General features: G+C 37.2%; 15 protein-coding genes and 2 pseudogenes. All 17 read right to left on the bottom strand.

The window, feature by feature from the left end:
• Positions 1-114: 114 nt before the first annotated feature.
• The 17 genes and pseudogenes from J2Z23_RS21735 to J2Z23_RS21655 all read right to left on the bottom strand — a co-directional run bounded on the left by J2Z23_RS21735 (position 115) and on the right by J2Z23_RS21655 (position 14145).
• Positions 115-723 carry a flavin reductase family protein gene (locus J2Z23_RS21735; RefSeq protein WP_209975347.1) on the bottom strand — a complete coding sequence of 203 codons (609 nt, stop codon included), beginning with the start codon at positions 721-723 and terminating at the stop codon, positions 115-117.
• Positions 724-744: 21 nt separating this feature from the next.
• Positions 745-1683: a ring-cleaving dioxygenase gene (locus tag J2Z23_RS21730; protein ID WP_209975345.1), complete on the bottom strand. Its 939-nt coding sequence runs from the start codon at positions 1681-1683 to the stop codon at positions 745-747.
• Between the two features lie 39 nt (positions 1684-1722).
• The gene (locus J2Z23_RS21725; RefSeq protein WP_057984845.1) at positions 1723-2343 is read right to left on the bottom strand and encodes a nitroreductase family protein; all 621 of its coding nucleotides are present in this window, start codon (positions 2341-2343) and stop codon (positions 1723-1725) included.
• A gap of 394 nt (positions 2344-2737) precedes the next feature.
• The gene (locus J2Z23_RS21720; protein WP_057984846.1) at positions 2738-3184 is read right to left on the bottom strand and encodes a MarR family winged helix-turn-helix transcriptional regulator; all 447 of its coding nucleotides are present in this window, start codon (positions 3182-3184) and stop codon (positions 2738-2740) included.
• Positions 3185-3362: 178 nt separating this feature from the next.
• Positions 3363-4554, bottom strand: a pseudogene (locus J2Z23_RS21715) (cytochrome P450 family protein).
• 121 nt (positions 4555-4675) lie between these two features.
• A complete protein-coding gene (locus J2Z23_RS21710; RefSeq protein WP_209975343.1) occupies positions 4676-5062 on the bottom strand; it encodes a UPF0715 family protein in 387 nt (128 codons plus the stop codon).
• Between the two features lie 140 nt (positions 5063-5202).
• On the bottom strand, positions 5203-6888 hold the full coding sequence (gene ggt / locus J2Z23_RS21705; protein WP_209975341.1) for a gamma-glutamyltransferase: 1686 nt from the start codon (positions 6886-6888) through the stop codon (positions 5203-5205).
• 85 nt (positions 6889-6973) lie between these two features.
• Complete coding sequence (locus tag J2Z23_RS21700) at positions 6974-8113, bottom strand: M20 family metallopeptidase (protein ID WP_238482895.1); 1140 nt, start codon at positions 8111-8113, stop codon at positions 6974-6976.
• Between the two features lie 175 nt (positions 8114-8288).
• Positions 8289-9347, bottom strand: a complete 1059-nt coding sequence (locus J2Z23_RS21695; RefSeq protein ID WP_057984853.1) for a DUF3231 family protein — start codon at positions 9345-9347, stop codon at positions 8289-8291.
• A 148-nt stretch (positions 9348-9495) separates the two neighbouring features.
• Positions 9496-10110: pseudogene (locus J2Z23_RS21690) on the bottom strand (histidine phosphatase family protein).
• A gap of 588 nt (positions 10111-10698) precedes the next feature.
• On the bottom strand, positions 10699-11076 hold the full coding sequence (locus J2Z23_RS21685; RefSeq protein ID WP_057994206.1) for an HAD-IIIA family hydrolase: 378 nt from the start codon (positions 11074-11076) through the stop codon (positions 10699-10701).
• The gene (locus J2Z23_RS21680; RefSeq protein ID WP_057984858.1) at positions 11061-11282 is read right to left on the bottom strand and encodes an HAD family hydrolase; all 222 of its coding nucleotides are present in this window, start codon (positions 11280-11282) and stop codon (positions 11061-11063) included. The genes J2Z23_RS21685 and J2Z23_RS21680 overlap by 16 nt, the downstream gene beginning before the upstream one ends.
• 287 nt (positions 11283-11569) lie before the next feature.
• A complete protein-coding gene (locus tag J2Z23_RS21675) occupies positions 11570-11992 on the bottom strand; it encodes an NUDIX domain-containing protein (protein WP_057984860.1) in 423 nt (140 codons plus the stop codon).
• 114 nt (positions 11993-12106) lie between these two features.
• On the bottom strand, positions 12107-12580 hold the full coding sequence (locus tag J2Z23_RS21670) for an HIT family protein (protein ID WP_209975339.1): 474 nt from the start codon (positions 12578-12580) through the stop codon (positions 12107-12109).
• 22 nt (positions 12581-12602) lie between these two features.
• Positions 12603-12779, bottom strand: a complete 177-nt coding sequence (locus J2Z23_RS21665) for a hypothetical protein (protein ID WP_209975335.1) — start codon at positions 12777-12779, stop codon at positions 12603-12605.
• 131 nt (positions 12780-12910) lie between these two features.
• Complete coding sequence (locus tag J2Z23_RS21660) at positions 12911-13102, bottom strand: NUDIX hydrolase (RefSeq protein ID WP_209975333.1); 192 nt, start codon at positions 13100-13102, stop codon at positions 12911-12913.
• A gap of 83 nt (positions 13103-13185) precedes the next feature.
• Positions 13186-14145, bottom strand: a complete 960-nt coding sequence (locus J2Z23_RS21655; RefSeq protein WP_057984867.1) for a phosphotransferase enzyme family protein — start codon at positions 14143-14145, stop codon at positions 13186-13188.
• Positions 14146-14485 lie beyond the last annotated feature (340 nt).

Raw genomic sequence — 14485 nt, 5'->3', positions numbered from 1 at the left:
CTTTTTGCTGATCAGCTTTGGACACCTCGTATCATACCAAGGGGGCTCTTTTTTGTTCAACCCTCAAATTTCTTTAATTACAGGAATGCTCCTAAAAATTTAAGTTGTTTTAATTTATTTTGGTCGTTCAATTTCGAATGTTGAACCAAGTTTGGCATAATTCGCACCAGCCAAACGGCTGACAGCAGCTAAACCTAGGGGATCAATCCTTCCATCTTGATAAATTTCATCTTCAATATGGAATTGCATAACCTTTCCAATGATTAAATCGCATCCAGGTGAATCTCCACCTCCCAGTTCCAAAGCTTGCTCCAATTGACATTCCATGCGAATTTTCGCTTGTAGAACACCTGGAACAGAGAGCTTAGAACTTTTGACAGGTGTAAGCCCCGCTAAATCAATTTCACTCTTATGAGAAGGGAGACTAGCCGCTGTCTGATTCACCTTTTCAACATTTTGTTCATCCACAATATGGACGACAAATTCTTTTTTTCCTAGGATGTTTCTAGCTGTATCCTTTAGCTTTCCTTCAGAACGTTGGATCGATAAAGAGATCAGCGGCGGATTGGATGAAACAATATTAAAGTAACTGAAAGGTGCTCCATTAAGTACACCCGCTTCAGATAATGTCGTCACAAAGGCAATTGGCCTAGGAATGATACTCCCGGTTAAAAATTTATAATTGTCTCTTTCCGTGTTTGTCTGAGGATCAATGGATCGCATTAAGAGTATTCCTCCTAAATTTTAATCTAGTTCTCTTACTACAATCGGGATTAAACGTCGGTTAAGTTGTTCCCGATATTGTTCATATTGTTCAGGTAGTTTTAATTGCTCTCCCATTGTTTCTTTAGGTTCGTCATGAGCAAAACCAGGAGGATCTGTTGCAATTTCAAAAAGGATTTCTCCATGCTCCCGAAAGTATATGGCATTAAAATAATTCCGGTCCCGCACAGCGGTGACACCATAACCATGGCCTGAAACATATTCCTGCCACTCTAATTGGTCTTGATCATCAATTGCCCGAAAAGCAATATGATGAACTGTTCCAACCCCCATGCTTCCTCTTTCAGATGAGGTGTTCTTTAAGTCAATGATATTGCCGATATCAGCAGATGAACGGAAACGGATCCATTCGCCCTCTTCTCCCACACGTTCAAAGCCCATGACTTTTTCGAGTGCCTCTGCTGTTTGAGTTGGTCGTGCAGAATAAAGTGTAGCTCCTCCAAATCCTTTAATGGCCACTTCTGATGTAATACCTCCAAAAGTCCAAGCATTGACTTCTCCTGCTTCTCGTTCAACTAATTCTAGGTGCAACCCATGGGGATCATCAAATTGTATATATGTCTCACCAAAACGTTCCACTTTTTGATAAGGAATTTGAAATGCCTGTAATCGTTGCTCCCAGAACGGAAACGCACCTTTAGGGACAACATAAGAAGTAACACCTACTTGCCCATCCCCAATCTTTCCTTGCCTAGCTCCAGCCCAAGGGAAAAATGTGATAATCGTACCTGGCTTTCCTCCTTCATCACCAAAATAGAGATGGTAAGTGCCTGGGTCATCAAAATTAACCGTCTTTTTTACTAAACGCAACCCAAGAACTCCTGCATAGAAATCTACATTTTCTTGGGGATGTCCGACAATGGCTGTAATATGGTGGATCCCGCTCGTCTGTTTTCTCATTTCATTTCACTCCTATTTTAGGATTTCACACAATTTTTACTAAATGTAAGTGACAAATTCACTAACTGGTTTACGATAACCACGTGGTCTTCTACTTTCTACCTTTTCCTTGCCTAAGGTAATCATCATCACTACCTCATTCTGATCATCTATATTCAATATTTCTTTCACTTCCTGGGGATCAAATCCAATCATAGGACAACTATCCCAGCCTTTCTCTTTCGCCGCTAACATAAACAACATAGCGGATAACGAAGCATTTCTGATTGCTTCATCTTTTTGAAATTCTTCTCCTCTTGATTGATAAAACGAAACTGTATCATTGACCATATGATCATATTCCTGCTTATTAACGATTCCTAACATTTTTAAACCCTGATAGATTTCCGCAGTATGTTGATAGGCGTTTTTATCACCTGTAACAATGATGACAGCGGAGGAACTAAATACTTTATATTGCCCATTAGCAGCCTTTTGTAACCTCTCTTTTGTTTCAACATCTAAGACAACCATATAGTTTGTATGTTGCAAATTAAAAGCTGATGGCCCTAATTTAACTAACTCAAAAATATCATTTAATTGTTGTTCCGTTATCGGATGGTTAGGCAGAAAATTACTTGCTGATCTTCTTTCTTTTAATAGCTGGATAAAATCAGACATCTTTCAGTCCTCCTCATTCAATCGATCCCAAACTAGTATATTTAAAATGATTTGAATCAATTTCATAATAGAGATTTTAGCATTCAAATCCGAACAACGTTGATTTCCGCTTCAGGTGGACGGTTTCCGGGGGCGTGCGCTGAGCTTCCTCGTCGCTATGTGTGAGCTGCGGGATCTCACCTATCACGCTAATCCCCCAAGAGTCGCCACCTTCCGCTCCAATCAACTAAGTTAAGGAAATACATGGACTAACATTTCAATCTCCTTTAACAATAACGTTCGCGTATTGATCATTAATAAGCAATTAGGAAATGGACTCATTTATATAAACATTTATTAATTAAAATTACCTCAAAATAATATATTATGAATTCGAGATAACTATTTAAAAAAATTATAAGTTTTGGGCATGAAACCCTAATTTTTTCAATTGTTCTATCAGTTGCTTTTTCTCATCTACATTTAGCCCAGCTAAAATTTCTTGAATTGCTAATTTATGTTTCGGGAAAACTTCATCCATTAATTCTTTTCCCCCTGCGGTTATGGCAGCAAACGTAATTCGTCGATCTTTTGGACAAGGTTTTCTCTCTAACAATTTTTTCTTTTCCAATTTATCAACAACATACGTAATACTACTACTAGCAATAAGAACTTTTTCGCCAATTTTTTGGATCGGTTGATCGCCTTTATTATAGATCAATTCCAAAACAGCAAATTCGGTTGGATTCAGTCCTAAACATTTAATATCTTCTTCAACACGTTTTTTAATCGAATCTAAAGCTCTTGTCAAAACGACAAATAACTTTAACGATAGTTCTTCATCATGATGATCTTTACTCATGTTATCATTCCTCTTTATTATCTCGAATTCGAGATAATTATATAATGAAACAAACTCAATGTCAACACCTACAAAAATGTCAAAGTTTCGTTTAGAGAATCCACCGATCATTTTTATAAAACAAGTGTATCATCTTTTTCATAAAGATACACTTGTTTTAGTAAAAAAAGAAGAAATCTTATAATGATAGAGGAATTTCTTTTACCCCTCTTACTACCATTCCTGGTCGCCATTCCAATTCACTCTTGTCCACTTTTAATTGAATATCGGGGAATTTCCGTAAAAGCGTGGAGATCGCAATCTCGCCCTCCAAACGGGCAAGTGGAGCTCCAAGACAAAAATGGACTCCTTTCCAAATGCCAAGTGCTGACTTTTCTCACGGGTAATGTCAAAAACATCTGGGTCTGTGAATTTATTAGGGTCATGGTTCGCAGAATTAAGAGCGATAATGACCAAGTCTCCCTTATTGAATGCCTTCCCTCTAAATTCAAAATTTTCACCAGCCCATCTAGACGTGCTAAATTCGACTGGACCATTGTAGCGAAGTGATTCTTCAATCGCTGTTTGGATCATTTCTGGCTGTTCTTGCAGGAGTTTCATCTGTTCAGGATGTTCCAATAACGAAAGAATACTATTCCCAATCAAATTAACAGTTGTTTCATGTCCTGCAATAATGAGTAGCGATACAACTCCATACAATTCCTTTTCCGTTAATGTATCCCCTTCCTCTTCTGCAGCAATTAATTGGCTGATTAAGTCCTGCCCAGGTTTTTTCCGCATTTTCGCAAAGCGTTCTCCAAGATAGTGGATGAATTCTTGCATATGAATAACTATATCCTGTGCATGTTCCCCACTAGATCCCTCAATCAATGCATTAGACCAAATTCGAAACTTATCTCTGTCCTCTGCTGGCACACCTAATATTTCACAAATCACAATAATCGGTAATGGAAAAGCGAAATCATCAATTAAATTCATTTCATCTTTTCCAGCAGCTTTTTCAAGCAACTGATCCGTTATTTCTTGAATGCGTTCTCTCATTCCCGTAATCATTTTTGGTGTAAACGCCTTTTGAACAAGACCCCGCAGCCTTTTATGCTCAGGCATATCTGAAAATAGCATATTATGAGTAAAAACACTTTGATCTTCTAAGTTTCCACCAGTTAATTTAGAAACATCTTTAATAAATCTTGAATCCTTTAAAGCCTCAAGCGCATCATCATATCTAGTAATCATCCAACATATTGCCCGTTTGGAAAGAGCATACGGTATACTGGATCTGTTTCTCTTAAATTTGCATATGTCTCATACGGATCTTGCGTGAAAGCTTCAGTAAATAACCCATTCCTTACGGATTCATTATAATTCAATAGAAATCTCCTTTCTCATCTAAGGGTTGTCCTAACGAATCGATAAACCTAGTACCATCATAATTTTTTATCAACTTAGAAGCAAAGATATCTTTCAGATTGATGTAAGAATAGGCAATTTTCACCAAATTCGCTCTTGTAAAATAAGTGAATCAAATATCCAAATAATCAGTGCAGCCAAAAAGGCCAATACATAATAATGAAGATTTACAAATGGATTTCTTTCATACATCAACAGCACCAAGGCTGAAGCAAAGAAAGAGCCAGAAATATAGATCAAAAAATAAAGAGGATGAAACTTTCTCGGTTTTCGATTTAGTAGTATTTGGATAGGCATAATAAAAATTAAATACACGGAAAAGTAAATCAATGTGTAGAAAAAAATACCGATAATCGAAAAATAGGTGGGAACAAAAAGTAATGTAATCATACTTAAAGAGATAGCTGCTAGTAGTGAACAAGGAAGTGACTTTATCATTGTGCTTGGATTAACAGGCAATTTTTTCAAAACAACACATCCTAAAAGTAGCGGTCTTAAAAAGAAGATAACAAAGAAATTGAGTTCTGACGAGGGTCTAATTCATCAATCAAAAGAAGAGCTTCCAAAAAGGTTGTCACCTCCCTTTTAGATAGCCCTTCTTCTTACCATTAAAAGCTCTCTTTCCAAACTCCAATCGCTGCGCCGGGACGAGATGAGTCAGCTGCTCCATACATCATATTTTTCTCATGGTTCAACAGAACAGCTTGTACATTCCCAATGGCAATATCTGTGTTAAGAATCTCAAAACCCAAACTCTTTAATTTATCCTTTACTTTCCCGCTCAAGCGATCATCACATAAGACTTTCGGAGCCGTACTATTATAAATACGGGGTAGTTCAATCGCTGCTTTCAAATCCATCTTATAGTCTAATACATTAATAATCACTTGTGCTACCGAAGCAACAATCGTTGGACCACCTGGAGAACCAAGGGTCATTATAGGTTTCCCCTTATGAAAGATAATCGTTGGACATTTTGTGCTTACAGGATATTTATTGGCTTGCAGGTCATTAAGACTTTCCTCTGTTGGATAAAAATCAGTTAGATCGTTATTTAAAAGAAAACCATATCCTGGTACCATAATCCCTGAGCCAAAATAGTGCTCAAGTGAGGATGTACAGGCGGCGATATTTCCCCACCGATCGACAGCAGTAAAATGGGTCGTCTCACCGCCCTGTAATTCTTGGTGGAAGCTGTTCTCATTCTCCTCATATTTCCAAGGATTCCCAAAGTCAACCCCTTGGTTCATACGATCAAAATGAATTAATTTTACTCGTTCGGCTATATATTCTGGATGTAGCAAACCATCCACCGGAATATTAAAAAAGTCAGGATCCCCCATATAAGTAAGTTTGTCAGAAAATACGATTCTCATGGCTTCGGCTAGTAAGAAGTGTTTCTCCCATGAATTTTTATCGTATTGTTCAATTTTCACTTCCTCAAGAATTTTTAAGAGCTGAAGTAGAGAAACCCCTGCTCCATTCGGGGGACTCGGAGTCGCTAATTGAAAATCTCTATAGTCTCCTACAATAGGTTTCTGTATTTCAGCCTCATAATTCCGCAAATCTTCTATTGTCATACACCCTTTTGCCTCATGGATTAATTTAATGACAGCTTCGCCGATTTCTCCATGATAGAAGGCATCAATCCCTCTTTCTTGGATAACCTTTAATGCATACGCTAGTTCTTTGTTTTTCACAATTTCCCCCTTTACTAAGGGAATGCCATTAGGATAGAACAAAGATCTGGCCGTCTTCCCGACTCTATCTCCATACATTTCCAGTGCCTTTTCCCATAACCAATTCACCTTAATTCCTTGATCCGCTAATTGAATAGCTGGCTCGATTAATTGTTCCATTGGAATTGTGCCGTATGTGGTAATCGCCTTTTCCATTGCTTTTAAAATTCCTGGAATTCCAATAAAATTGGCGTTTAAAGTCCGTTTCGGAAAAGGGATCAAATCTCCCTTTTCATCTAAACACATATCAGGAGACATATTCCTAGGTGCTTTTGAATGGCCATTAATTACTCTTGTTGTACCTGCCTCTTGATTGTAAACAAGTAAAAATCCACTTGCCCCTAGTCCAGTATTAAAAGGCTCTGTTACAGATAAAGCAAACTGCATCGCAACGATGGCATCTACTGCGTTCCCTCCATCCCTTAATATTCGGGCACCGATTTCCGATGATTCTTTGGTCGCACTGGCTGTCATTCCGAAGTCACCAATGGCCCTTTGCTCCCCCTTATTTATCTCTGATGTTTTTTGCTGTTGATAAATCTCTTGTATGTCCAAATCAGCTTCCTCCTTGTTTTTCAATTAATATTTGTTTGATTTTTATGTGACAGCGGGAGGAGATAGGAGAGCTCCAGAAGCTCTGTTATTTACTTAACTTTTCAATTGTTTTTGCTAATAACGCTGTATGTTGTGGAAAAGTCTTTAAATCTGTATATTCATCCGTTTCACTGTGGGAGAATTCCCCCATCGGCCCCATTCCATCGACGGTTGGAATACCTTCCACCGCTGTAAAAGAAGCGTCCGATCCTCCACCTGTACTCAATTGTTGAATCGACATGCCTAATTCGTCACCCGCTTCCTGAATAACCTTTACTAGCTCTTCTGTTGCTTCCGTTTTTACCATTGGTGGGCGACTAATACTCCCTTTAAGTTCTGTCGTTGTTCCCGCTACATATTCTTCTTGGGCAATTTTTGATATTTCTTTTGTCACCTCTGCCGCTTGTTCCTCTCCTTTAATCCGAACATCAATTTCCGCTTCAGCGTTTGGCGGGACAGTGTTACTCGAGGTCCCACCATTGACTAATCCGACATTCACACTCAATCCTTCTTCATATTGATTTAGTTGTTGTAATTGAAGTATTTTATGGGAAATCTCTTCAATTGCACTTTTCCCCCTTTGAGGTTCCACCCCTGCATGAGCGCTCTTTCCCTTCACACTAAGGGAGAAATTCCCCACTCCTTTCCGCTCGGTAACGATTCCTCCATTGGGACGAGCACATTCCACTACTAATGAATAATCCTTATTTTCTGCCGCTTGTTTAATTAATGACTTTGAACTTGGTGAACCGACTTCTTCATCACTGTTGAAAATCACATGTACATTTTTATATGCTTCTGATCCACTTGCTTTCAATGCCTTCAAAGCATATAAAACTTGGACATGGCTTGCTTTTTCATCATTTACACCTGGACCGAAAGCTCTCTCCCCTATAATTTTAAAAGGACGTTCTTTCGCTTCTCCTTTTGGAAAGACTGTATCCATATGAGCGATAATAATAATTTTCGGTTCAGATTCTTCACTAGCTTTTATTTCCAAATGGTTGCCTAACTCTTTTTCCCGATGTACTTTTACATGCATACCTGCCTTCTCGAAACTCTCTTTTAGAATCGTCCCTATAACATCGACGCCTTCTTTATCATAGGAGCCACTATCTATGTTAACGAGTAGTTCCAAAAGTTCGATCATTTCAGGCTTTTTCTTATCTAGATATGTCTTAATCATATCGGTCCTCCTATTCTCGAATTTTATGAATACTATACCCTCTATTTTTAAAGAATTAACCAACCCCAGATTTCGTAATCTGTAACTACTTTTGCATAAAAACAGAGGTTGTCCTGGGTATTTCATCAAGATTTCCAGGACAACCTCTGATATTATGCAAGTCATAAGTTTCACTTTATTCATGATTGCGTTTCGATTGTGCTAATTCGTTTCGATTGATCGCTTCTGGTGGTTGTTCCATCCATCCATGATCAATCATAATATTTGCTCCATCTTCTACAAAAAGGGTGACATCCATTAGTAACTTGCCGTACATCGCACCAATATCACGTCTGCCATTAAGGGAGCCACCATTCGCATATGATCGAATTTTCATAGAAAACATATCAATTTTATGCCATAGCATTAATTTATCTGAAAATGGTGAGAAGGTCGATTCACTAACTAAATTGTCTAATAAAGGTGGTGATGGCAAATTACTTTTATGAAGATGCTTAGAACAAGCTTCAATATGCTTATTTGTTAATTCTTTGCCTCTTAGTAAAAACTTTTTCACCTTATCTGTTTTAGCTACTTGACTAAAGGCTAGAAGCAATGCCTTACTTGTTACATTATTTTCGATATTATCAAATAGGTGGGCAACTTCCAATGAATGGGCAGGCCGAATAGGACCGAAAAATCCACGTAAATAATTTTGCTTTTTAACGAAATCAACTTTTTTAGGTATAGGAAGGACTGGTGGTTTTACATAAAAGCCTTTTTGATTAGCCACTTCATTAATTTGGGTGATAAGCTGCACTGTGGAGTCAAGAGTGTGTATAAAAAAGTCTTTTATATCTTTTCTAATCATGAGCGGTATAGCAATTGAATAAATACTTAATCCCGCTTTACTCGTATATTTTAAATAGTGAAGATAGAACTCATCAGAGAATAGCCTTGGCGCACCTAAATTGACATCTTCTTTTGAGAAGCCTATTGGGAGTGGGAAGTTTTCTTCTTCAAATATATTTTTAATGGTCGACACAAGAGATTGACTTAAAGTCAAAGCATTTGCTAGTATCTTCTTGATCTCGCTGTCTTCTACATGCTGGAGAAAATATTCGAGAACACAATTAGCCATCGTATTACCTGTATAAGTAACCCAAAGCTTGCCCATTTCAGCCGCTGTTAATGGTTCATCTATTCTTTCATTTGATTTTCTCGTTTTTATTTTTGTCGGTTTAATCGGCTCCACTATTTACGTACTCCTTCCATAATGAACTGTTTCATTATTTTTTACTGTAAACTGGAAACTATTCATTATCAGCAAGCAAATTCGCTTTTTAATTGATGCTTTCGATTATCTAAGGATGCAATTGAATAAAAGGAGAAAAAGTCCGTCTTCAGTTTAAATGTTCTATTTTATTTTCTTCGGTAATTCTCCATTCACTTTCGTTCCATTCGATTTTATGAATACTTGTATTAGCAATAGGATATGGTTTATTTGTATTGGTCCATTCCTGTTCCTTTAGAATATGATAGATCATGTTGATGACTCCACCGTGGGTAACGATCAAAATGTTTTCTTGGTGATTTTCTTCAATTTGTTCCTTACATATTCTAGCAAATGTGTTGCTTATGCGTGTGTAATTTTCAATCGGGCTCTCTCCCCCAGGATATCTTTCATCCATTCTCAAACTGTTGAAAAATAAGCCTGGATATTTTTCTCAAGCCTCATATTCTGGCATTCCAGCTAGGACACCATTATTTGTTTCCCGCCAATCTTTAGATTGTTCAAGTGGAAGTTGCAGACGATTAGCAATGGGTTTGGCTGTTTCCATCGCCCTTCTTAGGTCACTAGAAATAATTCGCTTTATGTTAAATTCCAGTTCATGTTCTTTAAGATAATCCCCTAATTTCTTCGACTGCTGGAATCCTTCCTCTATCAGCCCCCTTTTACTCCATCCACCGCGGAATCCCTCTTCATCTTTCCCATGCCGTACAAGATAAATCGTCATATCGATTCAACTCTCCATTCTGCATTAACCATTTTGCTTGAAACTTATCATCGATTAATCACCTAAACAAGACCCTGTTTTTCTTTCTTCTGTTCGCGAATGACAGTCGAGCGACTGTCCTCACTATCTTCCAATGGGGCGGAACGTAATAATCCATCTTCTTCAGAAAACTGTTTCCTTCGAAGTGTATTTGTTAATCTATAAGCAGGCTAGTCTATGCAGGTCATTTCAAGGAGGATCTGTCGAATGCTTCATAAAAATAAAATGGAATGGGATGACGATCACATCGTAGACCAAGAAAAAAAAACGAAACACTTAACTAAATAGGTTGTTTTTTAGGAGTCATTTTGTTAAGTCATGCCCCGAGAAACTCAACTTAAGATTAGCCATTCCCCGAATCACATCAACAATATGAAGATTGTTAAGCTAAATGAGTTTCCTAATCCTACTCTCCGAATCAAATATGATCATAAATATATTACAAAAACTAAACTGCCTGATCATATCTCCGTAGAATGGGAAATCATTACAAAGCTACTGTTACACATACAAGACAAGGAAGGGAAGCGGATATTATTAAGGGAGAATTTAAATGACTGGTAACTTTTCTGACTCTTTTTCTATATGTAAATCTTTTAGTATCCATTCAACTGCATCGAGTACATCTTCCGCAATATACTCCATTTTCACTTTTTCTAAATGACCGCTAGTAGAATCTTGTAAGGTCTTCAAACCTCTCCCAGTCTTAACTAATATTTTCTTCGCACCAACATTAGCTGCTGATACCATATCACTCCATCGATCCCCAACAACATAACATTTTTTCAAATTCAAATGATGTTCCCTTTGAGCCCTTTGCAATAACTCCGGTTGAGGCTTACGGCATGCACAATTCTCTTCCAACGTATGAGGGCAATAATAAACCCCGTCAATAAAAGCCTTTTTCGCCGTCAATACTTCCAACATTCTATTAGTACCTTCCAAAAATATTCGCTCTGAAAACTTCCCATCCCAATCCAACTTTGGTTTGTAAACAGATATACTTTTATTCCATGAGCATTTAAGAGTTTTATCGCCTTAGCTGAAAAATCATAGAGGGTAAATTCAAATGGATGAATTCCCCCACCCTCGCCACCAATTGTGCCATCCCGATCAAGAAATACGCCAATCATTTTTATAGGATCACCCCTTACTTTTTTATAAACAAAAAATAATTCTCCAAGCTCAGAATAAACTGTTATTTTTCCTCATTCGCTTTCTTTAATAGATCAATTATCTCCTCATTCTGTTTATTCGCTTTTCTCAATTGGATTTCGATACTAAGCATGATAATCACGATTATAATAAGGAAAATAGTACCAAATAAATACCTCCCCTCCCTAATTTCCCACTATTCTATTACGATTTCTTTTTTACTCGTAATAGAAATAAATCAAAATTTGTAATGGCAACCTTCTCCTTAAAAGAATTTATTTCGATTTGAATCATCCAAATTTACGTTAACTGTGCTTTCCCACCAAACCCGCTTATTCCCATTCAAGTAACGGAGGATTAAATGTCTAAAGGGATATGGTTGTAAATTTTGTTTTTCAATTTCTTCCTTATGACACCAGTAGAATTCAAGATGTGGTTCTATAGAAGTTGGATTGATACCGTAGGGCAGTTCACTGCTATTAATTTCAAATACTTGATTGATTTCGCAATGTACAACTTGATCTTGTTCCCATTTATGTTCAACAACACCTAGAAAACGTCCCGCTGTACAATCTATACCTAACTCTTCTCTAATTTCTCGTATTAATGCATCCTTAGCACTTTCACCGAACTCAATATGACCACCGGGCAAAAAGGTATTTGTCTGCCCCTTTGCTTTTGCAAGCAATATTTTATTATCATGATGAAATAGACCCCCTTGCTAAGTGATGAAATGGTTTTGGCACCATCAACTTCCTCCTGCCCTTTATTTGATCCGAATTTAAGCATCAGTCATAAGAAACTAATTGTTTTCCTGAATCCATAAACGCAATTTTTCTGCATAGAAAGGACGTTCATCTGGTTCAGATTCATACCCTCTGGTTAAGTAGAGTGTATCGTTTTCATACCTTGGATAAACGTGAAGATGATAATGCCACACATCTTGATTTCCAGCAGGCTCATTATGTTGTCGAGTAGAAATACCATCACATCCATATGTACGTTTCATTGCAAGTGCTGTCAATTGGGCCGCACGATGAATTTCTGCAGCCAGTTCTGCTGGTAGGGCATATATATTTTCATAGTGTTCATTTGGAATCACGAGAACATGCCCCTTGTTATTCGGCCACCACTTGCTTGCGATAAATGCCGTAACATGTTTATTCTGATAGATAATATCCCTTTGTTTCGTCCCTTTATTTGGTCTTTCATTTCCTGACATAATCCGACAAAACGGGCATTCGTATGCTTCAGGTTGATGTGAATAAGAGATCATCTCTATCCCACCTTTTGCTTTTCTAAAGATTGAAAAAGGATGGTTCCCAATCTTCTAACAGTGCCCAAGCAATCTCTGGGTTTCCATTTAATGATTTCATTGAGCCTACGTATATCTTTTCAGTCGATGTTCCTAATTCCATGTAATGTTTTACAATTTCAATGGTAGTCGCTGAAACATTGCGATTTGATATTTCCATACAATCTAGCCATTCTAATAAACCTTCCTCCCTTTCAGTTAAAAGGGAATTTTTTTAGATATTTCCGAAAAAAACATATTGTATTCGAATTTCTTGATTGTCTTTCAATCTTAGAATAACGTATCTAAGTGTTAATCTTCTATACAATCACTTCTTTTCACTGTTTCTTCCTTTATCTCTCTGATACACGCTTTTTTAGGATCATTAATTTCATCACCGTCAATATGTCCACCAATTGGAACTAAATGTCCAGCTAAAAAAGAATCCTTTGGCCTTTTTTGAAGGAACAAAACTTCTTGTTCTTCATTCAGAAGGAAAGCCACCGCTATTCAAAAATACCCCCTCTCATAATGCAACAAATCTCCATCTCTCTTATAAATTTCAGGAAATTCACTAAATCATAAAATCAAGAGAGTGCATTCACTTTGCTACATTTTAGTAAAGAAAAGTTATGCTCAATCCTCATTCTAAAATGATTCATGATTCGGATTTGTTCCTCTGTTAACTGCTCTTTATTCCAGTACATATGCATTAAGCTATACTCGAATATTTCCTTCAATTTAATAAATAGAGGAAGCTTTACTAACATTTCCTGCGATAGATCATTTTCTTCTTGATATCCGTCAATGATTGCTTTTGTGATTGCTCGTCCATAATCGACGATGTTTCCATCACCTACAAACGAATACTCTAACGCACTATAAATAGGAACAGCTAAGTCAAATATATAAAAATGTTTCTCACAATCTTGAAAATCGATCATCGTCAATTGTAAATCACGATCAACTACTATATTTTCTAACCATAAATCCCCGTGCAGCAATCCATATGTTGAGTCACTTTTCGGCAAATTTTTTATGGTCGATAAAACTTCATCTGCCCTTTCCCTAATAGCCGTTTCTTCCTTAGGGATATATTTGAGAAACGCATATTCCTCATTCTCATACCAGTCATTGATATATTGAAGCGGCTTGATATTTTCAAATTTCTTCGATAAACGATGCAACCTGCCAATTTGCCGCCCTACTTCTTTTAAGACATTCGGTTGCCATTGATTTCTTGGTAAGTGTATTCCAGGAGCCGCTCGATATAAGACAGTCAGAACCTCCTCATTAAGGGTTATCTTTTCCACTATATTACCGTTTAAGGAAGATATTGCTGGCGTTGCACCAAATCCTTCATTATATAGAAAATTTGTATACTGAACCTCCTCTAACTGTTCATCATATGTTTTGTAATTCGTTATTCGCGCATAAAATTCTCCTTCTACCGCCGTACATCGATACATCTCATCTGTCACTGATTCAATTTTCATGAAATTCAATGAATAAATTTTATTCAATGACTCCAGTATTCCTTGTTCCATAGTTCTTATTCCTTTCCTTAGCTTTTCTCTGCTATATCAAATAGGATTACATCCTACACTAATTATCGTTATAGAGGGCTTTCCTCCAGTACATTCCCTTTATTTTTTAGTTTATTTGATATACAATAAGAATATATAATAAAAAGGAGAAGCGTTGGAGCGCCTCTCCCCTGCAAACTCTACCGTCAGGGTGATGGTTGTCAAAAATCTTTGTTATTCTGAGGATCCACCCTTTTGCTTCGTACGGAGGGCACTGAAAAAGTCCCTTTATACAAAAACGGAGAGAAACTCATATTTTTTTGGGGTTTCTCTCCGTTTTTGGTTTATAATTAAGGTATCT

Source organism: Lederbergia galactosidilytica (genome assembly GCF_017873565.1).
Classification (GTDB): Bacteria; Bacillota; Bacilli; order Bacillales; family Bacillaceae_C; genus Lederbergia; species Lederbergia galactosidilytica.
The sequence above is the reverse complement of the archived record's forward strand: the minus strand, read 5'-3'. Positions and strand labels throughout refer to the sequence as shown.